We start from the raw sequence: 23,190 nt of genomic DNA, 5'->3' as shown, positions 1-23,190 counted from the left end.
ATCTGGGCTTACAGGATCATTCTGATTAAGGGTAACGATATAAAATTTAATAATCTTGGTACCAATAGAAATACAATATTTATTAGATAATCATGATGAAGAAGACATCCACCTTTTAATTACAAAGGCGGATTTTTCTGGTGAAATCCCCATTTTGAGTTTAACCGTATATGAACATGGAAAAGAACCACAAAATTGGACGCTTGAAGTAATTGGGCATAGGGCAAGTAAGGTTTCGTTTTCATCTGTTGTCGAAGATTCTACAATCCTTATAACGGATGACCATCCTTTATTATGGCAGTATTCTGACGTTCAAAGTGAATTATATTTCAATGGCTCAGGTAAAGATGTATACAGAGTGGTTTCTGAGATAAATAAAATAGACTTTGATCTGTTCGGCAAGTATCAGCGTTCAAGTGAACAACTTTATACGTTACTTCGAGCTTCTCATGGTTTATTATGTAAAGGGCCAGAAAGATTGTTGTCAAAATATGAGAAATGTCTAAATAAGTATGGAATCGATACATCACTAGTTAGCGGTTACATTCCCACTTCCGGTGAAACACTAAAATTATTTCTAGTTAGCGGATCTTATATCATGGGACAAGACTTTCTTTTTACAAGAAATGGGTAACCATATCGGTATGTATCCCAACTCTGTTTTTGGCGGGTATAGGATCTCGCTTTTTTCATATTTTCGGAACATGTTAGCAGATTTAAATGAAGATCAACGGGCTTTACATGACCTAATGAGTCAGATTTCTGAAGCTGGCTATTGTGCTGGCTGGTTGATAGACCTGGAGTTTGATTTATGGACAGCCTTACATAGTGGGAAAAGGGAGTATGGCCGCCATATAATTACACAAGGTGAAATTCATCAACTGCAATCTTTGGCCGACAAATGTGGCTGTTGGATAGTTATGGACGATGTGCACGAAGAAACTGCTGTTGATTTGAAAACCTGGAAGGCGATTTATTCAAATCGATCAATTTAAGTTTGATCCTCAATTTTCCAGTTAAAATTTAACGCCCCGCACTTAGGACATTTAATATATTCTCCGTCAAGACTGTCAAAGCTGCACCGTTTACAATGACCATACTCCGAACTAATATGGGTTACTATATATTTGGCATCTCTATGACTAACCTTATAATTCACCATGAGACCCTTTACCATATGAAGAGGTGATTTGCGATATAATTCCAATAAGCCATTCTTATCAGACTGAGTGAAATCCGGGATCTCTACCACTTCATTTTTTAAACAATTCTTACACTGTACTCTCATATCTATTTATGGTAACCTGATTCTTATTAGCTATTTTTTTTGTTCTTATCTTTTCGTAAACGATTGATCTCATAGATTCCCTTTTCTTCGCCAATAGCAGTGAAACATTTCTCCAGATCGTTTATAACGTCATCACTTATATCCTTCAAATACTTTTTCCTAATTTTTCGGAAGTTAAAAGAACATATATATCGCCCCAACCCCCGCCTTGTTTTGTAATTTCTATCAGACCTTTCATAAATATCTAGAATGTCTCTTGGATTATACGTATTCAAAACGTTGGCAGGAGCTTCTTCATAAATGGGGTAAGCCGTCCAGAAGTTACTAGTTTTTCCATAGGTCTGTAGCAAGGCTATTACACGTTTATCTTTCTCAGGAATCTCCTTATCTAGCTCAGCTATTAATTCACCAAGATAATCTACTGTATTAAGATTTATGTCTTGAATCTCTTCCTGGAATTTGGTAAAGCATTTGGGAGCAATGGCCAGCCATTCACTTTGTGCAATGTTACTCGCCTCTGCTCTTCGCTGATCTTCCTGGTATTCTTCCTGGGGGCCAGTCAGGCCCAACTGTGCTAAAAATGACAAAAGGTTTTCGTTTTGCATAAGGGCAACATCGCTATTCCACTTATCGTAGCGGATAGATCTACCGTGATGAAATCCTATGGTAGCTCGTAGCTGCCCATTCGCGAACAATTCAATGGCATAACTGCCAAGACACAAACAATAAAAACCAGTTAAAGATTCATCGATTTCCAGCAAGTCTGAAAATCGGTTCACAAGACCCGGTCCTGTAATTTCCAGAATAACCTTGTCTGATATCGCTTTCTCTTCATACACCCCATCATCTTTTATCAATATGCGATCAATACCTTCAAATAATTTCCGCAGATTTTCATTGGTTGGTTTGGGCAATTTTGCCCTCTCTTCAAACAAATTGGTTAAATCAAGGCCTGGCATAAATCAACTAGCAATTAATTATGGTAACAAGATAGCTCCAAAATTGTCAATTCCATATATCCTAATTAAATCCAGTTAACTGAAACATTAAAAATATTTCTAATTAGCGGTTCTTACATCGTAGGACAAGACCTTCTACTCAAAAGCAAGGATATTGAAAGCATAAAATAATTTGATGCCGTTAAACAGAAAGCCCATATAAAATCTTGATTTTGTACGGGCTTTCTGTTTGCGTGCCTTACTATTTGACAAGATCACTTTTAAATACCTTAACAATTCAATTACAATAAATTGAATATCTATACGCTCTATTATAATCAATTTAACGAACTGCCCTATGCGAAATAAATACCTATTATTTTTAATTCATACATAATTATCCTTGTCTTGCAATAACCTAAGTAAAATGAAAATAAAAGCAGCAATAACCATATTACTCATCCAGATAAGTTGCGTAGCGTTTTCACAGGCAAAAGATAGCTTGATAGTCAAGGCAACAAAAGCTAACAGCGAAAAACCTGGATATTTATTATATAAGGTAATCGCTTTGAATGCTTCAACCAGTCCCATTTGTATTCTGCATTGTACTCATTTCTTCTTATTTGATGAGACCCCGCATCCATTGGCACTGTTTAATACGAATGGGTCTCCAGAAATGTACAATTTAACATATGATGCCAGAGATACCCTATACATCTATGAGGGTCCCAATGATAACTATAATGCAGAAATTATTCTTCCCTATCATCTCATAGAGTTCAATTTATTGATCCCTATGCACGCTGACAAAAAGCGGTCTTTACAAATCGATTATCTGTCTGTACCAGACCTATGCTATACAAGTTTTGTACAGGAAATACACAACGATGCAACACAATGGCACCGTAAATACAAAAAGCATTGGAAAGTAGTTGAGTTAACTGAATAAAGAAGAATGCCATTAACCCTGAATACAGTTTCAATAAAATCTTTAGCGACATGAAAAAACCGATTCGCACTCCTCTAACTAACCGATTGCATATATCCGTAACCTGCTTGCTTCTGTTTCAACTCCTAAACCCCTACCAGGGAAATGGTCAGCTAGTTGCATTCAAACCTGTAGCAAAAGACACATCGGCTTCACGAATAAGAAACATTATTTTTACAACGCCGGTAGCAAAGAACACCACTATTAACGGGCTTGCAATCGGGCTTATGCCTATTACCTGGTATCCTGAACAAACACTTAATATCAATGGGGTTTCCATATCCGCTTCGCCGATCGATCCTTTCCTTGCGATCTATTTATTAGCTTTTACTATTCCCAATTCCGGGGGTACTGTTGAGAAAGATCTAAACAACAGGCATTTCTACCTCGATAGCAACACGTCAAACGGAAAATATAATGGCTTGCTAGTGGGTTCTTATACCCCCATGGTCACCTGTAACGGCATAAATATTACAGCCTTAATGAACAGTGCTACAAAAATGAACGGGCTTTCCGTTGCTGGACTTTTCAACCGTCATTATAGCTTTAAAGGTGTATTGATCGCGGGCATTCGCAACAAAACCACAAGAGGAAAAGGCCTGCAGATCGGCCTCCTCAACCGATGCCAGGATGGTAAGCTTGTTCAAATCGGGCTTTTAAACAGAATAGGGAAAAGAACAATTCCTTTTATAAATCTTAAATTTTAAAGGCCCCGGAAAAATATTCATCTTCTAAAATAGCATACAGATAAGCATCATGCCACTCTTTATCGAGTGGCAAAACTTTTCTTTTTATCCCTTCTCTTGTCATGCCCACCTTTTCCATTATCTTATAAGAGGCTACATTATGAATGCTGCAACCGCATTCAATTCTATGTAATTGCAGTTGCTCAAAACCAAAAGAGAGCATTGCCTTAGTTGCCTCCGTGGCCAACCCCTGCCCCCAATACTTAGGAAGGAGCTTATACCAGATCTCGCCCTTCCGGTATTTGTGATCACCTAAATCAAGGGAAATAACACCCACAAAATTTAAGTCAGCCTTTGTAACTATTGCTGCAGTATATTTCTCTCTTGAAACATTCCAGGGCTGAGCTGACCAACCAGCAACCATCTTTTTACTTGCTTCCTCATTTTCAGGATAACCACTTGGATTGTATTTAATGGTTTCAGGCATCATATACAATACGTGCAGTGCTTCCCCATCGCTGTTATTGAAATCTCTTATTACTAATCTTTCTGTTTCTAATTTCATAGCTAAAGTCTGTTTCAAACAGTGAGCATGTTTGGTTGAATTTCGATCAGGCGTTCGGGTGCGTTGTTATGCTAATATAACGTTCTGAAAGAAAAGAAAACCCTAAATTTTTCGACGGTCAAACTTTCGAGGCGGCCCCGCTTTCCCCAATACGGGGAACAAACCTGCTAGAGGGCGGGCAGCAATTTTGCTAAAAAATATTATATGACAACAGTAAGAGAACAGGAAAACAAAGAAGCAATGGCATTTTACCGGGAAGCCCTGCAATTGTTGGAAGAAAGCGGTGCCCAATATATGCTTGGCGGCGCTTTTGCCATCTTTCACCATACCGGCATTTTCAGGAACACAAAGGACCTGGATGTATTCTGCCCAGCAAGCGAATACCCAAAAATCCTGAAATATTTTGCTTCAAAGGGTTACCAAACCGAGCTCACAGATATTCGCTGGCTTGCCAAGATATTTAAAGATGACTTTTATATCGATATCCTTTTTGATACCCCTAATGGCGTTTGCCATATAGATGATGAATGGCTACAACGTGCGCACCCGGCGGATTTTATGGGCTTTCCCGTTAAAATGCTATCCCCGGAAGAATTAGTATTGTGTAAAATTTATGTTCAGAACCGGGAACGATTCGATGGCGCGGATATCAATCATATATTATTGAAACAGGGAAAAAATTTAGACTGGAAAAGGCTCGCCCGTAAAATGGACCTGCACTGGCATCTTCTATTGAGTCAAATCCTCTCCTTTCAATTCGTATATCCATCGGAATTTCATGCAATCATTCCGAAATGGCTTTTTGATGAATTGCTAAGAAAGGCAGCTGAACAATACGAGCTGCCTGCTCCCATGGAAAAAGTGTGCAGGGGCCCGGTAATAGATCAAAGTCAATATGAGATCGACATAAGAGAATGGGGTTATAAAACGTGTACCATTAAAACAATTTGATTATGACTGGTGAAAACAAAACACGCATTGCTGCAGTTGGCGATCTTCATATTCGTGATACGGATAAAGGCAAATGGTTGGATTTTTTTAATGACGTTTCTAAAAACGCAGATGTACTTGCCATCTGTGGCGACCTCACAGACACAGGCGATGAATCGGAAGCTCATATTCTCGTTGAAGAACTAAAATCCTGCTCTATTCCAGTTGTTGGTGTGCTCGGTAATCACGACCATGAAAAGAGCCGTCATAAACTGATCAGGCAGATCGTACAAAACCATCCCAACGTACATATTCTGGATGGTGAGGCGATAGTAATTGCCGGAGTAGGCTTTGCGGGGGTGAAAGGTTTTGGCGGTGGCTTTGACAATCACATGCTGTCGATGTTTGGTGAAGGCGCCATGAAATCTTTTGTACAGGAAGCTGTTGAAGAAGCCTTGCACCTTGACCGGGCCCTTGCCCGCCTGGACCAGGAACATGCCAACATAAAAAAAATAGCCTTGCTTCACTATTCACCCATAAAAGAAACTGTTAAGGGTGAACCTGAACAGATCTATCCGTTTTTAGGTTCCTCACGATTGGCAGAACCATTATCGCGACGCAATGTTGAAGTAGTTTTTCATGGCCATGCGCATGTAGGCGCCCTGGAAGGAAGTATTGGCGGGAAAGTAAAGGTGTTTAATGTTGCACGACATGTGCTAAAAAATTCCGGTTATGAGCGTCCTTATTTTTTATATGAACTATGATCACTTGTATCTTTGACCATGACCAAAACGTTGAAGTGTACTTTACTGATAACAATATGCCTTTGCATGACGCATTTGGCAGGGTTCTCCCAATTCAGTGATACCGTTCATTACTACGCTAATTTTTCAGGTACTGGTAATTTAAACAGAACAAATACGGCAGGCTCAACTTACCTGCTTAATAATGCTTTTCAGTTTCAGGTAAGCAAAAAGAAGTTTTCCATCAACAGCCTGGCAAGCTATATTTATGGCAAGAACCCGTCTACAAAAACAAATGATGATCTGCTTGCCATACTTAACCTCGATATATTAAAGGGCGTACAAAAGTTTTATTACTGGGCACTTACCAGCTATGAAAAAAGTTTCTCCTTAAAACTTGATAACCGCTTTCAGGCTGGTGCTGGTGTAGGGTATACTTTTGTTAATACAAATAATGCAAATCTGGAAATAAGCGATGGGGTTTTATTCGAAACCACTGATCTGAGCATACCCGATCAGGAAGGACAAACCAGTTATCAAACGGTTCGTAATTCACTACGACTGAAATACCGGTTCATAATAAAAGAAATATTCCGCTTCGATGGCATCAACTTTTACCAGGCGTCCCTTTCTGATGGTGATGATTATATTCTAAAACTTAGGGCCAACTTCTCCATCAAGCTGTATAAATGGCTCAACTTTACCACTTCTTTTAATTACAACAGACAGAATGTTACTGCTACCGAGAATCTATTTTTGAGCTATGGGTTGAGTATGGAGAAATTCTTTTAATAGACTACTCATCATACATGAAATAATTATTACATATGGGTGATCGTTAAAATGCCATTTAAAGGTGGCACCAATATTGCTGCTAACGGCCAACAATAATTTATTTTAATCCGTTAGTTTGTAAAATCCAATTCAAGAATGACCCGCTATTATTTAATCCCTGCCCTGGCATTGGTATTATCCCTGGGCGCCTGTAAAAAAGACTCCGATTCATCAGACAATCCTGCAGGTTCTGGTAAAAAGGGTGCAGATTTCTCCACCTACATGCAGTATGGCACCTGGAACGCCGATGTGCTGGCCCTGAAACCTTTCTGGTATTATACCTGGGGTAAGGAACTGCACGATGGTTCTCCTCAAAATTGTGAATTTGTTCCCATGTTCTGGGGGGCGAATGACGTAAATACCACTAATATCGCGGCTGTAAAAAAGCTGAAAGACGATGGCAAAATAAAATATGTACTGGGCTTTAATGAACCTAACAACCCCGGGCAGGCCGTAATGTCCGTATCACAGGCACTGAAACTGTGGCCACAACTGGAAAGCCTTGGTTTACCCTTGGGTAGTCCCGCAGCCGACTGGCCTAGCGCTAAATGGAACTACGATTTCCTTGATTCTGCCAAAGCACAGGGTAAACGCGTTGACTTTATTTGTGTGCATATGTATGCCAATCTCGACACGAGCGTTTACCTCAACACATTGAAAGAGGTGTATAATAAATACAAACTTCCTATTTGGATCACTGAATTCGCTCCGGCCGACTGGAATGCTCAAACAATGGCAGCTAACCCATACAAACCTGAACAGGTACTGGCCTTTATGCAAAGTATACTTCCCAGACTGGAGGCGCTGGATTATGTAAAACGTTATTCCTGGTTCTCAGGGGACCCCAAGAGCCCGCAGATGTGGTCTTCTGCTTTAATAGACGCCAACGGAAACCTAACGGATCTGGGTAAGTGGTACGCCAACTATCAACCTAATACGGCCATTGCAAAATAATCGTTCCTGTTTGTACAAATGATCAAAGCCTCCCGATGCATCGGGAGGCTTTTGTATAATTAATAAGAATAGATCAATTTTTTGCAAATTCAAATCTGTGTAGAAGCTTACATTTCCAATTATTCAACTCATAGGTAAACAGTTTTTCTATAACCACAGCTTTCTGGCTATAATCGTAGCTCTCATGTATTGTTACGGAATTATTATTAACAGCATCTCCCGTCAAAGTTAATGTGACCTTATCCTTTGAAAGGTCATTCCAAACACTTGCAAGCGCCATCCTTTCTTTGGGTGACTTATCCAGTAAATTATATTTACGATCACGTGTACAAAGGATGGTCTTGTTCATACGCGTTTTTAAAAGATCCAGATAAGGCGACTCATCCAGACTGGGGATATACAATCTATTCATTTCATCCTCACTCGAATTACCACAAACACCTATGTACGACTCATAAATAATGGTGTCGCCGATTTGATCAGGAATGGTTATATTATTGATTATCTCCCGTTTCAATTTATCCGGTTCAGGAAAGTTCTTTGAGGAAATGGTACAACCTGCTAAAATTGAAAGCAGAAAATACAATTGCAAGTTTCTGATCATAGCATACAAGTTATAAAAAAACCCGCATAAGACTTGATCTTATGCGGGTCTGGCTCAGAGATGTAAGCTTTGTTTCGCTTATTACGCGGTAGCTTCTTCCTCTGTTGCTTCTGGTGCAGTTTCTTCAGCAGCAGCTTCGCTAGAAGCTTCTTTTGAAGGCTTAGCAGCCTTTTTAGAAGACTTGTCAAGAATTTTTTCAAGGGCACCGATAGCTTCCTGAAGTGGCTTTAATTTAGCCATTAACTCCATTTCTTCTTCTTTCAGCTTTTTTAATGCGTCAGTCACTGGATTTTCCTTTACAATGGTTTCTTTGGCCATAGTTTGTTTTTTGAGGTCGCTAAAATACATTCTTCATTGGAAAGATTAAAAACTCTTACCCTTACTAAAGAAAGAATTTTTAGTCACATTTATGCAGCAACTCATATAAATGATAATTAATGCATTATGTAAAACCCACAATTAGGCAACCTGGCAGCTTGTTTGCATTTTCCTAATAAAACCTGCCTTTTTGCCTGAAGTTTAACATCACCCGTCAAATACGCATATTTTTTTTGCCACTACGGAAAACACCTAAAGTCTTTTTCTCCTATTCCATTGGTAAAAAAACCTGCAGATAAGGGCAATAAAAAACCTGCATCACTTTTGTGCAGGCTTTTACTTTTATGTATGTTTATTAATCCCTTTGTTATTTAAACCTGATTCCAGGGCTACTTTTTTTAGCTGATTAGGGTGTGTAGCGCAAAAATCAAAAATCTGCAGAAACAGTTACCGATTTCCAGGCCGCTAACTCTTCGGTCATCGTTGTTAGTTTGTTCGACGCCCGGTTGTAGGCATCCTGTCCCAAATACAAATGCAATGGGGGCTGTTTACTTTCGGCCATTTCAATTAGTATTTCCGATGCCCTATCAGGGTCGCCAGGCTGAATGCCATTACCAGCCAGATAGCGTTTTGCCGTGTCTTTAACAGCGTGGTAACCGTCTATTTTACTTTCTGTATAGGCAAGTGAATTAGGGGTGAGAAAACCAGTGCGAAAACCCGATGGTTCCACCACTGTAACTTTGATCCCAAATTCTTTCAGGTCCAAAGCAAGTACTTCTGAAAAAGCAGCCAATGCGGCCTTGGTTGCGCTGTAAATGGCCCAGCCAGGGGCTCCCACAAAACCGGCCACCGACCCAATATTTATAATGTACCCTGAGCGTTGTTTACGCATCACAGGTAATATTTTCTTTACGACATTGATGGCTGCAAAAACATTCACATCAAAAATGTGCCTGAGCTCCTGCTCTTCAATTTCTTCTACTGTCCCCGACATCCCATAACCTGCATTGTTCACCACCACATCGATACTACCAAAGGTAGCCAGGGTTTGCTGAACAGATTCGTCAATACAATCCAGGTTATTAATATCAACTACCAGGGGCAGGAACCGATCAGCATCGATCACGCCTACTGCTTCTTTTAACTTTTGTACGTTGCGCGATGTAGCGGCAACCCGGTAACCGCCAGCCAGTAGTTTTTTCACCAGAATAAGGCCGAGGCCTTGTGAGGCACCGGTAACATACCAAACTTTTGAGGTGTTCATACAATTTGTTTTAATGTGTTTTTACATCATTAAAATAGGCAGTTGTTTCTTCGATCAACGAATCCATTAACTGTTTTGCTTTTCTGTGTTTTAGTACCGGAGCAATTTGTCCGCCCCAAAATAAGATCATGTCCCATTTCTGTTTTTCGAGGGCTGCCTTTCTAAGTGATGACATGAATGTAGTTTGCAAAGGGAATGGGAGGAATTGATTTTCTTTACCGGATACTTCTTTAGCTATTCTGCTGGTAATTCCACGGCCAAGTCTGCCGGTGAATGCGCGTGACAGGGTCGTATATTTAGCGGCATTGGAAAACAGCATTTCTTTATGGATAGGAAGGGCATTCGATTCTTCAGTGGCCAGGAAGGCCGTACCTATCTGGGCGGCATCAGCACCCAATGTTAATGCTGCTGCAACACCCCGGCCATTGGCAATACCACCTGCGGCAATGATGGGTGTTTTTACTTTCTCTTTTATCAATTGCACCAGCACAAAGGTACCGGTGGTAGAGGCTTCTGCAGCAGCCATGAAAGAGGGCCGGTGGCCACCTGCTTCAAAACCGGAAGCGATGATCATATCTACACCGGTTTGTTCCAACGCTATTGCTTCATCGAGGGTTGTTGCTGCACCTACTGTTACGATATCGAGTTTACGGAATTGCTCTAACACACTTGGGGGCAATGTGCCAAACATAAAGCTAAACACTTTGGGCCGGATGTCAAGTACAACCTGCAACTGGTTCTCGAACCGGGAAGCAAATGGCGCTGGTTTGGGGGGTAATGGGATACCAGCTTCTTCGAAATAGGGTTTAAATAATGTAGCAGCCTGCGTATACTGTTCATCGGTAATACTGCCATTGATGGCATCGGTATCAGATACCCACAAGTTTAGATTATAAGGCTTATTAGTAGCTGCTTTGATCTGTTTGTCGATATCATATATTTCCTGTGGGCTCAGCGTATAGGCACCATAACCACCCAGTCCTCCGGCATTGGATACAGTGGCCACCAACTCAACTGATGACAGGTTACCACCGAAGGGCCCCTGCAGGATCGGGTAATCGATACCGAGTATTTCCGTTGCTTTTGTATTGTACCACATGACCTTACTTTATTTGTTTGTATCGCTGATCATTTTATTTACGATGTACCATTTTCCATCGATCCGATGGAAGGAAAGAAATTCGTGATAATCGAAATCGTACATTTTAACGTTTACTTCTGCAACAGCTATAGTGTTAACCACTCTAATATTCAAGACGGTCCCTTTAAATGGTTTACCTGAATCCTTGGGGCTTTGACGATTCTTAACTCCGTCAAGATACACCTCCAGTGTTTTGGCATAAGGCTGTCCTTTTACATCACCAAAAAGCAGGGTACCGGGGTGAAAGATCTTGTTTAACAGATTTACATCGCCTTCATAAATTCCCTTGAAGTAATATTCTTCCAATGCATATGCAATTGCTGCTGAATCTGTTTGATGGGTTTCCATGATTGAAGTGTTTTGTGCTTTGTTGCCCTGCCCACTGCAAGACAACAAAGCTATTAATAAGATAGTTACCATATTAACTCAAATTATGACCAGCGCCAAAGCCACCGTCTACGTTAATGATAGCACCGCTAACGAAATTGCTCTTGGCAACGGTATAGATCATTTCTGCCACATCTTCCGATTCTCCGACCCTGTTAACCAGGTGTATGCCGGCAGTTTGATCAGCATTGTCGCCATGCATAGGAGTACGAATGGTACCTGGGGCAATTGTATTGACCCGGATATTCTGTTTGCCGAATTCAGCGGCCAATTGTAAGGTCAATGCATGGATAGCTCCTTTGCTCGCCATGGGCGCTGTAATAGGAACGCCACCTAGCGCGTGGTATACAAGCGGTGTTCCTATATTGATCACCACACCGCCTTTTTGTTTAAGCATTTGCGGAACAACTGCCTGGGTGGTGAAGAAAGTCCCTTTCAGATTGGTTGTTAAAAAGCGATCGAGATAAGCCTCATCGACTTCCAAAAATGGCTTGGTTTCAAAAATACCGGCATTGTTCACCAGCACATCAGCCGAGCCAAATTTTTCCACAGCAGTTGCCACCAGCTTTTCGCCTGTTGCTTTTTTACTTACATCACCGGCAACCATGGCCAGGTTAGCACCTGCACCCAGTTCCTGGTATGCCTTTTCCAGTTTCTCTTTTGTGGTTGAATTGATCACCACATTATCACCTCTGTCCAAAAAATATCTGGCTGCTTCTTTACCTATTCCCGAAGAGGCGCCTGTTATAATGATAGTTTGCTTTTTCATCTTCTTTATTTTTTATCGGCAGTTAAGCCTTGTTCACGTAATATGGATGTTTGTTCACCTGCATAGCCCCAATTGTCTGTGTCTACTTCTTCAATAGCAATATGCGTAAGGTGTGGGTCCTTGTTCAATACGTTGGTGATCACATCTGTCACACCTTTAATAAGTTGTCGTTTTTGTTCCCGGGTAACGCCTTCACGGGTAACCAAGATCTTTACGAATGGCATATAGATAGTTTTTAGGCAAAAGCCGCTGTTAAGCAGCTTTTGCAGTGATGTTCACATTTAAATCGAAATCATTGTAGATAAGGGTGTCGCCCAGGTTGGTAAAGAAGTTGCCTGAACGGAATTTGATACCATATTTGGTACGGTCAACCACTATTTTACCGGAGGCAGTAAGGGTATCACCTGCAATGCTTACATTGGCATCGAAACTAATAGAATGGGTAATACCTTTAATGGTCAGGTTTCCGGTAACCTGGTTGTTGTTTACAGCAGTGATCTCAAAATTCGCTTCGGGGTACTGATCGATTGAAAAAAAGTCATCTGAAGCCAGGTGGCCATAGAACTGAGCATTGGTAGCGGGATCGGTTACGTCCAGGATCTTAATAGAAGCGGTGTCAATGGTGAATTGACCACCAGTCAGTTTACCTTCACTAACAGAAAGTTTACCTTGTTTAACGCCAATGGTACCCCAGTGGGCGCCGGTTACTTTTCTACCTGTCCAATCAATGTTGCTCTGCGCAACTGCAATTTCAAAATTCTGATTTTTCATTTCTTTGTGTGTTTTTAATTACCACACAAAGGTGCAACAGTTTAGCGGCGTGATTGCGTGAGGTAGATCACATTCAAATGAAAACCAGCGCATTGTGATGTAGATCACATTTTCATCAATGATGCAGCCGGCTGAGCGTTTCTCTTGAAACTCCCAGGTAGGCAGCTATCAATTGTTTGGGAACAATTTGATAAAGCTCCGGATATTGCGCCATCAGTTCTTCATACCGGTGCTTTACGTCGTTGTTCATCATACTCAATAATCTTTTCTGGGAAGCCACATATCCCTTATTGGTACGCCAGCGAAAGAAATGTTCCGCCTGGTGGATCTCCCTGCACAGAGCCTCCCGGCTTTCATTGGTGAGGCTAAGCACTTCTGCATCTGTAATACAATCCACACTGATGGTAGCTTTCTCGCCCGAGTAAAGGGCATTAAAATCCGACGTCCACCAGGTAGGCATAGCAAACTGGAGGATGAACATTTTCAGATCGTCATTTATATAAAATGATTTAAGGCAGCCGCTCAAAACAAAGTATTCCCGGCGAACGCTGTCACCTGCGGCAATAATGGTTTGCCCTTTTTTAAAAGATTGTAATTCGAACCGGCTGAAGAAATTGTCAAACTCTTCATCAGTAAGGGTGGCGATCTTGGCTACATGTTCTCTTAGGATCTGTTTTGGTTGCATAGTGGAACAAATGTGGGATTTTTTAGGCAATCTTTAAAATCAAGGCCCGCCTACGCTAAAGCAACGGCGGGCGAAGTAATCTTAGAAATTTGTAAGGCTTGCTGTAATCTTTGTACGTTCCCCGGGTCGTTCATAAGCCATCTTTGTGAAACAAAACAAAGAAATAAAAAACAATTAAAACAAAGACTTATGAACTCCTTAAAAAACAAAGTAGCCTTAATTACCGGATCAGCAAGAGGTTTAGGTAAAGCCATCGCAGAACGTTATGCGGCCATGGGTGCCGACATCGTTATCAATTATTCTCGCGACAAAGCTTCTGCTGAAGAAGTAGTGAACAATATCACGGCCATGGGAGTACGCGTAATAGCCGTTCAGGCCGATGTGAGTAAAGTAGCCGATATCAAACGGCTGTTCGAAGAAGCGAAAAAAGCCTTTGGTAAGATCGACATCGTGGTTGCCAATGCCGGTATTGAAATGGTGGAAACACCGGTTACTGAATTTACTGAAGAACAATTCGACCGCCTGTTCTCCATCAATTCAAAAGGCGCTTATTTCACTATGCAACAGGCAGCCCTGGCGGTAGAGAACAATGGCCGCATTATTTACGTTGCCTCCAGCACCACTGCCTTCCCTGTTAAAGGCATGGCCATTTATGGTGGCAGTAAGATCGTACCCCGTTACCTGGTTGATGTATTGTCAAAAGAGATTGGCTTTCGGGGTGTAACTGTTAACTCTATTATACCTTTTGCGGTAGACCATTCCGGGATCTTTGCTGATCCTGAAAGCTACCCCGAATTAAGAAAATCATTGCTGGATAGCTGCCCCATGGGCCGACTGGCCGAAGTAGAAGACGTGGCCAATATTGCCGAGTTCTTTGCCAGCGATCTGTCATCTTTTGTAAACGGACAACACTTACTGGTTAACGGTGGTGCTACGCAATAGTAGATTCTAAATGGTCGATAAAAACATATGAGGATTGGTCCCTGTTAGTCATCAGAATGCTGGGTGCAATGGGGGTGTAAATGAAAAGAGGGTATCCCAAAATTACGTTTGAGACACCCTCTTGTTATTTTGCCGCAATTTGCGGAGTAATCATTCCAGGCGCTGCGCCTATTTTATAGTAAGTTCTTTTTTTATCACATTTCCGCTGGTGGTATTTGCCTCATCGGGCTGACTACTCCCCACGCATATTTGCACTTTACCAACCAGTGGTTTTCGCTGACCGCTGGCGTCCACATAGGAAAGATCGTCGGGTTGTAATACAAAGCTAACCATTTTGCTTTCTGATGGCCGCAGGTTTATCCGTTGAAACCCTCTCAGTGCCTTGAGCGATGTTTGGATGGAAGTATTCTGGTTAACCACGTATAACTGCACCACTTCATCGCCCCCCGTCTTGCCTGTATTGGTAACCCTTACCGTAACCCTAACAGGCTTACTACTTTGAGCAACAGTTGTCAGTTGATCATAGCGGAAAGTTGTATAACTAAGGCCATAGCCAAAGCCATACAATGCCTTCCCGGTAAAATAACGATACGTACGGTTCTTCATGGAGTAATCTTCAAAGGAAGGCAGGTCATTGTCGCTGCTATAAAAAGTCACCGGCAAGCGGCCTGATGGATTATAATCGCCAAACAACACATCAGCCACCGCAGTACCTGCGGCTTGTCCGCCATACCAGGCATTTATTATTGCCGGAACATTTTCAGCTTCCCAGGGTATCGCAATCGCGCTGCCTGTCATCATTACAAAAACAACCGGTTTGCCGCTTGTCTGCAATGCTTTCATTAATTCAGTTTGTATGGCAGGGAGCACAATAGAAGTACGGTCACCGCCTTTAAAACCGGGATCGCTTACTTTCATTTCTTCCCCTTCCAATTGTGGGGAGATGCCACCGGCAAAAATGAACGCATCTGCATCGTTGTATTTCTTAACTAATGCGTTAAAATCCGTTACCCCAGGATGGCCTGTATGCATTTTTATAGTGGCTTTGCCTTCCCCCTGCCAGTATTCCAGCACCAGGTTGTAAACAGAATCTTTTTTCGTTGTCAGCGTATAGGAGGAAATGTCCCGTGGTTTTCTGTTCCAGGAATTGAGGATGGTATTTCCATTGATGGTGAAACGGAAACCATCATCGGCTTCTACTTCAAAAGTAATAGCGCCATCTGCGGTTGCTTTGTAGTTGGTAACATAGCGAACGGAGAAATCATTGGCGCGCAGATTACCCGAAACATTCTCTCCTTCCTGCCAGTCATGTTCTATGTGCTGTTCAACAACAGTGGCTATCGGTTCGCCATTCAGTTCTCTGTTGTTGTAATACGTTGCCTTAAAGCCTGGCTTGCCATCAATAGAACAGGCAGGGCTGATATCGTCATATTCAAGCACATTATTATTGGTATAGTTAACTGCTTTTTCATACACTACCTGAGTAGTACTGCCTGCCTTGTCCTTTATTCCCTGGAATATGGTTGTTAATTTAGAAGGCGTCCCATTGTAATTGCCCAATGGAGCAATTACATTCACCGCATTCGGCCCAAGTACCACAATCTTTTTCAACCCTTTTTTCAATGGCAGCGTGTTGTTCGCATTTCTCAGCAACACGATCGATTCGTGTGCCATCTGCAAGGCGTGTTTGCCATGTGAAGCCGCCTCCAGTTCAGTAGCGGGCGTTTGCGCATACTTCACCATCGATGGGGGATCGAACATACCCAGACGGAACCGGATCATAAAAAGCCGCTTTACCGATACATCTATTTGTGGTTCGGTTATCTTATTTTCTTTTACCGCCTGCACCAGCGCCTTATAGGCGGCAGTGCCACAATCAATATCCGTTCCATGAAAAACAGCGTCGGCCGATGCGGAGGCAGCATCGGGATGCGTTTTATGATTTTTAAAAAAGTCATCTATAGCCCAGCAGTCGGAAGTTACATAGCCTTTAAAGCTCCATTGGTTGCGCAGGATATCAGTCATTAAAACATCGCTGGCACAGCAGGGTTGTTTTCTAAAAGCGTTATAGGCGCACATAACGCCGGCTACCTTTGATGCAGTCACCAGTTTTTTAAATGCAGGCAGATATGTATCCCATAGATCGTAGGGACTTACATCCACATCAAATACATGTCGCAGGGGTTCGGGCCCGCTGTGCACCGCGTAATGTTTGGCACAGGCTGCGGCTTTCAGGTATTTAGGATCATTACCCTGTAATCCCCTTACAAATGCATCACCCAGCATGGCGGTGAGGTATGGATCTTCTCCATATGTTTCCTGTCCCCGCCCCCACCTGGGGTCCCGGAAGATATTTATGTTCGGCGTCCAGTAGGTAAGCCCCAGGTAACGCTCATTTGTTTTGCCGGCGGCTACTGCTTTATTATAGATCACCCGCCCTTCCAGCGCTGAGTAGTCGGCCATTTTAAAAAGAGCGGCAGTATCGAAGGTGGCGGCCATAGCGATGGCCTGGGGATACACCGTTACATTATAAGGCGTTCTTGCCACGCCATGCAATGTTTCATTCCACCAGTCGTACGCCGGCACACCTAACCTTGGTATGGCGGGCGCAGCGTTGAGCATTTGCGATACTTTTTCTTCCAGCGTCATGCGGCTTACGAGGTCGTTGACCCGTTCTTCGAAAGTGAGCTTATAATTTTGAAAAGGGAATGTACTGTTTTGGGCCTGCCCGTTTGTACAAAGCAGCAGGCTGATCATTAATGGATAGAGAAGCGCGCGTGTAATTTTCATATGCAAGTTGCCTTTTGGCTTCCCCAAAATACGGCATTATAGTCATTACCTCGCCAGCCAATAAGGTTAACTAATTGGTCGAAATAGTGTAAAAATGTTCAAAATATGGTCGAAGCCGCTATTTTTGTAATTCACGAATACCCTAAACCGCCCCCTACTTCTCATGAGTAAAAGAGTGATCCGGGCTTTGTATGACGATAATACGATAACTGTTTACCAGGCCTATAACAATATCATCGCCGCCCCCGCTGTAAAACAAAAAACATTTGTTTCACCTCCATTTAAAATAGAACGGATGACCTGGATAAAACCATCCTTCCTCTGGATGATGTATCGGTCGGGTTGGGCTACCAAAGAAAACCAGGAATGCATTTTAGCCATTAAATTAAAACGGGAAGGGTTTGAATGGGCGCTTAACAATGCGGTCCTCGCCCATCACGACCACACCCTACATGGCGATTTTAAAACCTGGCAAAAGGCTTTAAAAATAACGCCGGTACGCATTCAATGGGACCCCGAAAAAGATCTCTTCCTGCAACCATTGCCCTATCGTTCCATTCAAATCGGGTTGTCGGGCATTGCCGTTGAAAAATATATTAACGACTGGATCACCGATATTGAAGACATAACGCCATCCTGCCAGCATATCCATCAACTCCTCCTCAGCAAAAATATCGATGAGGCAAATGCGCTGTTGCCTGCTGAAAAATTCTACCCCATACCTGATCAAATTGCCAAAAATATCGATGCTACTTCTGGGACATTATAAGCATATTCAACCGTAAAATAGATAGAATAAGAATTCCCCCGGTATCTAAAAGATTGAATAACACGACAAAGCGGAAAAGACGCGAATGCTTAAAGAAAAATTTGTCTGCCTAAAACTTTAGGCATAATATTGCCTAAGTATTTAGGCAAAATAAAATACCATGAAGAAACTCACTGCTGCTGAAGAGCAGATCATGCAAACCCTTTGGAGTTTGGGGGAAGGTGGTTTCATGAAAGATATTCTGGAACACCTGGCCGATACAAAACCGCATTATAATACAGTCGGCACCTTATTAAAGATACTGGTTGAGAAAAAGTTTGTCGGCATAAAGAACCCCAATCGCAACAACTTTTACTACCCGTTGGTCACCAAAGAAGAATACTCGGTCAGCGGGATAAAAGCCCTTACAGACAATTACTTCCAGGGTTCATACTCAAAGGTTGTCTCCTTCCTGGTTGACAAAAAAGAAATGTCTATTGAGGACCTAGAATTTTTATTGAATCAACTTAAAAAGAAAGGGAAATGACCAGCCAAACGATCTTGTTTTATGTACTGAAATCAATATTAATTTCCGGTTTATTCCTGGGCTATTACTGGATTGCTTTACGAAATAAAAGCTTTAACTATTATAACCGGTTCTATCTGTTGCTTAGCATGGCCTGCAGCTTCATTATCCCGCTTTTTAATTTCAGCTGGGTTACTATCGACAAGGAGGATATGCCCGTTTCAGCAGAAACGCTTCGTTATATTTCCTTACAAATTCCCTCAACCCATTCATCTACCGTTTCCTGGCAGGATTTTGTTCTGTACTCAGTTATTGGCATCAGCCTGTTTTTGTTACTTGTTCTTGCCTTCAATATTTTAAAGGTGTATCAATTAAAAAGAAGATCGGCTGTTGTTGACATGGAAGGTGTTGATTTTGTTTATACCAACCTTGATAATGCTCCCTTCTCCTTTCTAAATAATCTGTTCTGGAAAGAATCGATCTCGCTGGATGATGATTTTGGTCAGAAGATCTTCAAACATGAGCTTACGCACATTCACCAGAAACATACTTTGGATGTGCTCTTTTGCCAGGTGATCAATTCTATCTGTTGGATGAACCCATTTAACTGGCTTATTCAAAGAGAGCTGAAAGCCATTCATGAATTTATTGCTGATAAGGAAGCAGTTGGCAATAACAATGTGGAAGATTTTGTGCAGTTGCTATTACAGGCGCATTACGGAAAACACTTCCTGAACCCCACACACGCATTCTATTATTCATCTATTAAACGAAGATTGGTTATGTTAACAACAAACAACAAGGCAAGATATCAATTCTTGCGTAAGGCATTAGTGCTACCCGTTACTTTTGCATCCATTTTTGCATTCTCTGTTTCAGCTACTGAAAGCAAGGCAACGGCTGTCCAACTACCCGAAAAGGCTGTCGCAAAAAACGACACCACACCTGCTCTTACAAAGGACGCCAGGCCAGACATCATAAAAGTAACAGCTGATACAGTTCATATCAGGATAGAAAAAAAATCAACCAACGGAAAGAAAAACATCCCTGATAATGTGTTGTATATTCTGAATGGTAATCCTATCAGTGCGGAAGAAATGAGCCAGATCTCTCCTGGAAATATTAAATCCATCTATGTTTTAAAAGACAAAGCAGCGACTGACAAATATGGTTCAGCAGGCGCCAATGGGGTAGTTGAAATTTTTCTGAAATAACTTACACCGAAATAAAATAGCTACAGCTACAAAAGTAAAAGGGGCCCCGACGGCAATCGGACCCCTTTTTTGTATTACTGCTGCTAAACTAACTGCTGATCTTATGTACCGACAAGTTATCATAATAGATGTACCCATCGGATGATGACTGCCAGTACGTTTCGCTACCACCTCTGAAAGTATGGAAGCTCAGGGTCCTTATGAGGCGTTTGGCGTCGTTGGTTGTCCAGCGCATAGCCCTGTCAAGCACTACAGTACCATCAATTACAATTTGTACATGCCCATCGGTTTTGCTACCAGTGTTGCTCTTTATATACAGGTGCACATGGTACCACTGACCTTTGTTCAGGCTACCGCTTGAAGGATAGGATTTGCTATAGGTATCTCCGTAATTACCTGCCTGGTCTTTATGATATAAATAAGGCTGAAAAAAAACGCGGCCGGCATCTGTCTGGTACCACATCAACCGTAAACTGCCGCCATTGCCATCCCAACCCGGATCGCCACCGGTATTACCATCTCCTACCAGGAAGCCAAAACCGATCTTGCCTCCGCGGCTAAAATCAAACTGGCTATGGAATTTCACATCGTAATCACATTCATAGGCACTGCCATCAGAAATATCGATGTTACCGATCACCCCACCAGCGCCCGATAAAGCGTTTGCCAGCAGTTTTATCCGGCAGGTGCCACCTGAGATCCAGGTACGGGAATCATTCCAGCCGGTAATGTTGCCAAAATCGGCTGCTGCAGACGAACTTGTATATACGCCATCTGCATAATTGTTCCAGTTCACCGAAAAGGTGCTGTTAATAGCTTCCGTTTTCACTTCGCTATTGGTATTTGAATTCAGCTGCTGATCATTGTTATCGATGGTTGCTTTTTTACAACCAGTTACCAGCAAGGCAATCGTTAAGGTCAAAAGACCTGCTTTGAGTACGACAAAATTCTTTGTCATTTGTTATCATTTTAAGGTTTAATAAAAAGCGTTCTTATAGTAATGGTATCCTATAGTCTTTTTATTCTTATTCCTTAATAAATGAAATGCTTTGCAGGTTAAACCCGCCCTTATTGGACAGTAATTTTAACCGGGTAGTACCTGCGGGTAAAGAAATATTTTTTACCCAGATCGTTTTAAAACTCTGTTTACTATCAGCAACCGGCAACATTAATTTATCTATAAGTATTCTATCATTTGCCAATAGCGATAGTTGTGCGCCTGTTTGCTCAACTGTTGTATTAAATCCTAACTGATAATTGCCGCCCTTTTTAACCTGGATTGTATACTGCAGCCACTCCCCCTCTTCAATACTGAAGATACTTGCACCTGCATCGTTACTGGTAATGTCTACCCCATCGTTCCGGTAGCTGTGTCCTCTGTTACCCTGCGTATGTACACCGGGTGTAAACTGATAGCTGGCAGTATCTTTATCATAATATGCCTGCCCCTGTTCACCCAGATCAAATTCAACCGCTGGTATTACCGTAGTTCCTGCTGCTATTACATGTTTTTTAAATGGCAGCGTACCCTTCGACTGTACCTGGCGGAACATAGCATCCAGCACATCCCGGTGAACTATATTGTTCCGGATGTTTACATTGTTCAACAATTGCTGTAATACATTCCAGGCCGTTGTTGAATCAGGGCGCGGACCATTACCCCGCCAGTAATTCAGTAATTGCTCATACCCTTGCGGTATTTTTATTTCAAGCGGGTTACTGAGACCCATTTTTTTCAATGGCCACCAGCCCCATCCGATCCCGTTTTCTTCAACCAGGCGAATACATTCTGTAAACCAGGTATTGGAGTTCTCTCCCGATTCGCCCAGCCACAATGGAATATTATATTTATCCCGGTAGTCAAGAAATTTTTGAATGGCAGGTAGTGTATTGAAATTGCCATACTTGTGAAAACTCAATACCAGGTTATTATCCCACATGGGGAAAATGCCGTTATAATTATTGCCAAAACCATTTCCTTCAATAATAATGATGTGTTTGGTGTCTACTTCCCGAATGGCTTTGGTCATATCGATCAGTAACTGTCTTAACGGCGCATTCATTTTTTCTGCCGTTCCGCGCTTATCGGCGCTATCAGTAAAACCCCAATTGGGTTCATTAATGATATCATAACCGCCGATATATGGTTCGTTGGCATACCGTTTCGCCAGTTTTTTCCATAAGGCGATCAGCTTTTGCCGGTTTGCATCACTCTCCCACAACGATTGTTTACCGGGATCACGATCACTAATGTTCAGGTCATTTCCCTGACCACCGGGTGTGGCATGCATATCCAGTATCAGGTACATTTTATTGCTGCGGCACCAACTGAGCACGCTGTCTGTAATAGCAAACCCTTTTGTGAGCCATGTTTGCTGACCTGCAATGGGCTCCTTTTCTGTTGGTAATGTAAATAGATCATAATGCAAAGGCAACCGTACAGAATTGAAACCCCAGGCAGCCATTGAATCAAAATCGGCTTTTGTGGTATGCTGTGTTAACCAGGCATCATAAAACTGTTTTGTTTTTTCTTCACCAACCAGCTGGGCTATACTTTCTTTTATCCGGTGCTGCGTGCCAATATTACCCAGGCGGAACATATATCCTTCCTGTAATAACCAGCCGCCCAACCCCATAGATCGCCAAGTAACTGGTTGTCCTTTCTCGTTTACAATTTGCTTTCCCTGTGCTTGTAAGAATTCCTGTCCAAAGGTGTACGTTGTTGTAACAATGAGTGCAGCAAAAAAAATACTACTGCGAAAACTAAGGGCCATACTGTGGTTAAATAATTTTTAGGGTTGAATAAGGTCAAAAAGGGGGGTCATTCGCCAGAAGACGAATGACCGACCGTACCAGCTTACTACCCGGGGTATTGATTTAATTCCGGGTGATTGGCCAGTTTTGATTGCATGATTGGAAAAAACAGATAATAGGCACCAGGATGCTGGCGCTTTACGTCAAACATAATCGGTACTACTTCATAGGAGTAACTCGTTAAAGTGATCTTTTTACACTTATTTATATAAGGTACAGGGGTTACAGTTTGGGATTTGCAGCCAATTTGGGCCGATAAAAACGGAGGTATAAATGGGCAGGGAAAATTTG

Annotated in this window: 26 protein-coding genes; 12 read left to right on the top strand and 14 right to left on the bottom strand. The window is 42.0% G+C overall.

Translation table 11 applies throughout. From position 1 onward, the window contains the following. Window positions 1–55: 55 nt before the first annotated feature. The gene (locus tag J7I42_RS08115) at window positions 56–634 is read left to right on the top strand and encodes a hypothetical protein (protein ID WP_209138272.1); all 579 of its coding nucleotides are present in this window, start codon (window positions 56–58) and stop codon (window positions 632–634) included. A gap of 70 nt (window positions 635–704) precedes the next feature. Beyond that, window positions 705–995 (top strand): hypothetical protein, encoded by a 291-nt coding sequence (locus J7I42_RS08110; RefSeq protein ID WP_209138271.1) that lies wholly within the window; start codon window positions 705–707, stop codon window positions 993–995. Window positions 996–1,314: 319 nt separating this feature from the next. Here the strand turns inward: J7I42_RS08110 and J7I42_RS08105 are convergent, their stop codons facing one another. Then, a complete protein-coding gene (locus tag J7I42_RS08105) occupies window positions 1,315–2,247 on the bottom strand; it encodes a hypothetical protein (protein ID WP_209138270.1) in 933 nt (310 codons plus the stop codon). Window positions 2,248–2,653: 406 nt separating this feature from the next. Here J7I42_RS08105 and J7I42_RS08100 point away from each other — a divergent pair, with 406 nt between their 5' ends. Beyond that, a complete protein-coding gene (locus J7I42_RS08100) occupies window positions 2,654–3,175 on the top strand; it encodes a hypothetical protein (RefSeq protein WP_209138269.1) in 522 nt (173 codons plus the stop codon). A 50-nt stretch (window positions 3,176–3,225) separates the two neighbouring features. Continuing rightward, on the top strand, window positions 3,226–3,921 hold the full coding sequence (locus J7I42_RS08095; RefSeq protein ID WP_209138268.1) for a hypothetical protein: 696 nt from the start codon (window positions 3,226–3,228) through the stop codon (window positions 3,919–3,921). Here J7I42_RS08095 and J7I42_RS08090 read toward each other — a convergent pair. After that, window positions 3,911–4,483, bottom strand: a complete 573-nt coding sequence (locus J7I42_RS08090; protein ID WP_209138267.1) for a GNAT family N-acetyltransferase — start codon at window positions 4,481–4,483, stop codon at window positions 3,911–3,913. The genes J7I42_RS08095 and J7I42_RS08090 overlap by 11 nt on opposite strands. A 186-nt stretch (window positions 4,484–4,669) precedes the next feature. Here J7I42_RS08090 and J7I42_RS08085 point away from each other — a divergent pair, with 186 nt between their 5' ends. From J7I42_RS08085 to J7I42_RS08070, 4 genes are all read left to right on the top strand, one after another. Continuing rightward, window positions 4,670–5,416 (top strand): nucleotidyltransferase, encoded by a 747-nt coding sequence (locus J7I42_RS08085; RefSeq protein WP_209138266.1) that lies wholly within the window; start codon window positions 4,670–4,672, stop codon window positions 5,414–5,416. A gap of 2 nt (window positions 5,417–5,418) precedes the next feature. Continuing rightward, a complete protein-coding gene (locus tag J7I42_RS08080; protein ID WP_209138265.1) occupies window positions 5,419–6,159 on the top strand; it encodes a metallophosphoesterase family protein in 741 nt (246 codons plus the stop codon). Window positions 6,160–6,225: 66 nt separating this feature from the next. Beyond that, window positions 6,226–6,930: a DUF481 domain-containing protein gene (locus J7I42_RS08075; RefSeq protein ID WP_209138264.1), complete on the top strand. Its 705-nt coding sequence runs from the start codon at window positions 6,226–6,228 to the stop codon at window positions 6,928–6,930. 138 nt (window positions 6,931–7,068) lie between these two features. Continuing rightward, window positions 7,069–7,926 carry a glycosyl hydrolase gene (locus tag J7I42_RS08070; RefSeq protein WP_209138263.1) on the top strand — a complete coding sequence of 286 codons (858 nt, stop codon included), beginning with the start codon at window positions 7,069–7,071 and terminating at the stop codon, window positions 7,924–7,926. 73 nt (window positions 7,927–7,999) lie between these two features. Here J7I42_RS08070 and J7I42_RS08065 read toward each other — a convergent pair whose 3' ends face one another. From J7I42_RS08065 to J7I42_RS08025, 9 genes are all read right to left on the bottom strand, one after another. Continuing rightward, the gene (locus tag J7I42_RS08065) at window positions 8,000–8,530 is read right to left on the bottom strand and encodes a hypothetical protein (RefSeq protein WP_209138262.1); all 531 of its coding nucleotides are present in this window, start codon (window positions 8,528–8,530) and stop codon (window positions 8,000–8,002) included. Window positions 8,531–8,611: 81 nt separating this feature from the next. Then, a complete protein-coding gene (locus J7I42_RS08060) occupies window positions 8,612–8,848 on the bottom strand; it encodes a hypothetical protein (RefSeq protein WP_209138261.1) in 237 nt (78 codons plus the stop codon). 427 nt (window positions 8,849–9,275) lie between these two features. Next, window positions 9,276–10,112 (bottom strand): SDR family NAD(P)-dependent oxidoreductase, encoded by an 837-nt coding sequence (locus tag J7I42_RS08055; RefSeq protein WP_209138260.1) that lies wholly within the window; start codon window positions 10,110–10,112, stop codon window positions 9,276–9,278. Window positions 10,113–10,122: 10 nt separating this feature from the next. Beyond that, the gene (locus J7I42_RS08050) at window positions 10,123–11,211 is read right to left on the bottom strand and encodes an NAD(P)H-dependent flavin oxidoreductase (RefSeq protein ID WP_209138259.1); all 1,089 of its coding nucleotides are present in this window, start codon (window positions 11,209–11,211) and stop codon (window positions 10,123–10,125) included. A 9-nt stretch (window positions 11,212–11,220) separates the two neighbouring features. After that, window positions 11,221–11,601 carry a nuclear transport factor 2 family protein gene (locus J7I42_RS08045; RefSeq protein WP_209138258.1) on the bottom strand — a complete coding sequence of 127 codons (381 nt, stop codon included), beginning with the start codon at window positions 11,599–11,601 and terminating at the stop codon, window positions 11,221–11,223. A 73-nt stretch (window positions 11,602–11,674) separates the two neighbouring features. After that, entirely contained in the window at window positions 11,675–12,409 is a 735-nt protein-coding gene (locus J7I42_RS08040) for an SDR family NAD(P)-dependent oxidoreductase (protein ID WP_209138257.1), read from the bottom strand. A gap of 5 nt (window positions 12,410–12,414) precedes the next feature. After that, window positions 12,415–12,633, bottom strand: a complete 219-nt coding sequence (locus J7I42_RS08035; protein WP_209138256.1) for a tautomerase family protein — start codon at window positions 12,631–12,633, stop codon at window positions 12,415–12,417. A gap of 28 nt (window positions 12,634–12,661) precedes the next feature. Beyond that, window positions 12,662–13,180, bottom strand: coding sequence for a YceI family protein (locus tag J7I42_RS08030; protein ID WP_209138255.1), 519 nt, complete (start codon window positions 13,178–13,180; stop codon window positions 12,662–12,664). Between the two features lie 115 nt (window positions 13,181–13,295). Next, window positions 13,296–13,865 carry a Crp/Fnr family transcriptional regulator gene (locus J7I42_RS08025; RefSeq protein ID WP_209138254.1) on the bottom strand — a complete coding sequence of 190 codons (570 nt, stop codon included), beginning with the start codon at window positions 13,863–13,865 and terminating at the stop codon, window positions 13,296–13,298. Between the two features lie 189 nt (window positions 13,866–14,054). Between J7I42_RS08025 and J7I42_RS08020 the strand changes: the two genes are divergently transcribed. Beyond that, window positions 14,055–14,807: an SDR family oxidoreductase gene (locus J7I42_RS08020; RefSeq protein ID WP_209138253.1), complete on the top strand. Its 753-nt coding sequence runs from the start codon at window positions 14,055–14,057 to the stop codon at window positions 14,805–14,807. A 168-nt stretch (window positions 14,808–14,975) separates the two neighbouring features. On the opposite strand, the gene J7I42_RS08015 is transcribed toward J7I42_RS08020, so the two are convergent. Continuing rightward, on the bottom strand, window positions 14,976–17,597 hold the full coding sequence (locus tag J7I42_RS08015) for a glycoside hydrolase family 3 C-terminal domain-containing protein (RefSeq protein ID WP_209138252.1): 2,622 nt from the start codon (window positions 17,595–17,597) through the stop codon (window positions 14,976–14,978). 163 nt (window positions 17,598–17,760) lie between these two features. Here J7I42_RS08015 and J7I42_RS08010 point away from each other — a divergent pair, with 163 nt between their 5' ends. The 3 genes from J7I42_RS08010 (at window position 17,761) to J7I42_RS08000 (ending at window position 20,085) form a co-directional block, all read left to right on the top strand. Next, entirely contained in the window at window positions 17,761–18,366 is a 606-nt protein-coding gene (locus J7I42_RS08010) for a DUF4291 domain-containing protein (protein ID WP_209138251.1), read from the top strand. A 160-nt stretch (window positions 18,367–18,526) separates the two neighbouring features. After that, window positions 18,527–18,892 (top strand): BlaI/MecI/CopY family transcriptional regulator, encoded by a 366-nt coding sequence (locus tag J7I42_RS08005; protein WP_209138250.1) that lies wholly within the window; start codon window positions 18,527–18,529, stop codon window positions 18,890–18,892. After that, on the top strand, window positions 18,889–20,085 hold the full coding sequence (locus J7I42_RS08000; protein ID WP_209138249.1) for a M56 family metallopeptidase: 1,197 nt from the start codon (window positions 18,889–18,891) through the stop codon (window positions 20,083–20,085). Before J7I42_RS08005 ends, J7I42_RS08000 begins: the two co-directional genes overlap by 4 nt. 88 nt (window positions 20,086–20,173) lie before the next feature. Here J7I42_RS08000 and J7I42_RS07995 read toward each other — a convergent pair whose 3' ends face one another. Together J7I42_RS07995 and J7I42_RS07990 are read right to left on the bottom strand one after the other, a co-directional pair. Continuing rightward, complete coding sequence (locus J7I42_RS07995) at window positions 20,174–21,043, bottom strand: polysaccharide lyase (RefSeq protein WP_209138248.1); 870 nt, start codon at window positions 21,041–21,043, stop codon at window positions 20,174–20,176. 67 nt (window positions 21,044–21,110) lie between these two features. Continuing rightward, complete coding sequence (locus tag J7I42_RS07990; protein ID WP_209138247.1) at window positions 21,111–22,859, bottom strand: cellulase family glycosylhydrolase; 1,749 nt, start codon at window positions 22,857–22,859, stop codon at window positions 21,111–21,113. Window positions 22,860–23,190: the final 331 nt, after the last annotated feature.

This window comes from Niastella soli, assembly GCF_017742245.1.
GTDB classification, from domain to species: Bacteria; Bacteroidota; Bacteroidia; order Chitinophagales; family Chitinophagaceae; genus Niastella; species Niastella soli.
Note: the sequence above shows the minus strand (reverse complement) of the source record. Positions and strands in the feature narration are given on the sequence as shown.

Coding starts and splice junctions, on each gene's coding strand:
- J7I42_RS08070 (WP_209138263.1), top strand. CDS start 7,069: ATGACCCGCTATTATTTAATCCCTGCCCTGGCATTGGTATTATCCCTG.
- J7I42_RS08045 (WP_209138258.1), bottom strand. CDS start 11,601: ATGGAAACCCATCAAACAGATTCAGCAGCAATTGCATATGCATTGGAA.
- J7I42_RS08060 (WP_209138261.1), bottom strand. CDS start 8,848: ATGGCCAAAGAAACCATTGTAAAGGAAAATCCAGTGACTGACGCATTA.
- J7I42_RS08050 (WP_209138259.1), bottom strand. CDS start 11,211: ATGTGGTACAATACAAAAGCAACGGAAATACTCGGTATCGATTACCCG.
- J7I42_RS08095 (WP_209138268.1), top strand. CDS start 3,226: ATGAAAAAACCGATTCGCACTCCTCTAACTAACCGATTGCATATATCC.
- J7I42_RS08065 (WP_209138262.1), bottom strand. CDS start 8,530: ATGATCAGAAACTTGCAATTGTATTTTCTGCTTTCAATTTTAGCAGGT.
- J7I42_RS08085 (WP_209138266.1), top strand. CDS start 4,670: ATGACAACAGTAAGAGAACAGGAAAACAAAGAAGCAATGGCATTTTAC.
- J7I42_RS08100 (WP_209138269.1), top strand. CDS start 2,654: ATGAAAATAAAAGCAGCAATAACCATATTACTCATCCAGATAAGTTGC.
- J7I42_RS08030 (WP_209138255.1), bottom strand. CDS start 13,180: ATGAAAAATCAGAATTTTGAAATTGCAGTTGCGCAGAGCAACATTGAT.
- J7I42_RS08055 (WP_209138260.1), bottom strand. CDS start 10,112: ATGAACACCTCAAAAGTTTGGTATGTTACCGGTGCCTCACAAGGCCTC.
- J7I42_RS08040 (WP_209138257.1), bottom strand. CDS start 12,409: ATGAAAAAGCAAACTATCATTATAACAGGCGCCTCTTCGGGAATAGGT.
- J7I42_RS08110 (WP_209138271.1), top strand. CDS start 705: ATGTTAGCAGATTTAAATGAAGATCAACGGGCTTTACATGACCTAATG.
- J7I42_RS08005 (WP_209138250.1), top strand. CDS start 18,527: ATGAAGAAACTCACTGCTGCTGAAGAGCAGATCATGCAAACCCTTTGG.
- J7I42_RS08080 (WP_209138265.1), top strand. CDS start 5,419: ATGACTGGTGAAAACAAAACACGCATTGCTGCAGTTGGCGATCTTCAT.
- J7I42_RS07995 (WP_209138248.1), bottom strand. CDS start 21,043: ATGACAAAGAATTTTGTCGTACTCAAAGCAGGTCTTTTGACCTTAACG.
- J7I42_RS08035 (WP_209138256.1), bottom strand. CDS start 12,633: ATGCCATTCGTAAAGATCTTGGTTACCCGTGAAGGCGTTACCCGGGAA.
- J7I42_RS08075 (WP_209138264.1), top strand. CDS start 6,226: ATGACGCATTTGGCAGGGTTCTCCCAATTCAGTGATACCGTTCATTAC.
- J7I42_RS08025 (WP_209138254.1), bottom strand. CDS start 13,865: ATGCAACCAAAACAGATCCTAAGAGAACATGTAGCCAAGATCGCCACC.
- J7I42_RS08020 (WP_209138253.1), top strand. CDS start 14,055: ATGAACTCCTTAAAAAACAAAGTAGCCTTAATTACCGGATCAGCAAGA.
- J7I42_RS08105 (WP_209138270.1), bottom strand. CDS start 2,247: ATGCCAGGCCTTGATTTAACCAATTTGTTTGAAGAGAGGGCAAAATTG.
- J7I42_RS08010 (WP_209138251.1), top strand. CDS start 17,761: ATGAGTAAAAGAGTGATCCGGGCTTTGTATGACGATAATACGATAACT.
- J7I42_RS08000 (WP_209138249.1), top strand. CDS start 18,889: ATGACCAGCCAAACGATCTTGTTTTATGTACTGAAATCAATATTAATT.
- J7I42_RS07990 (WP_209138247.1), bottom strand. CDS start 22,859: ATGGCCCTTAGTTTTCGCAGTAGTATTTTTTTTGCTGCACTCATTGTT.
- J7I42_RS08015 (WP_209138252.1), bottom strand. CDS start 17,597: ATGAAAATTACACGCGCGCTTCTCTATCCATTAATGATCAGCCTGCTG.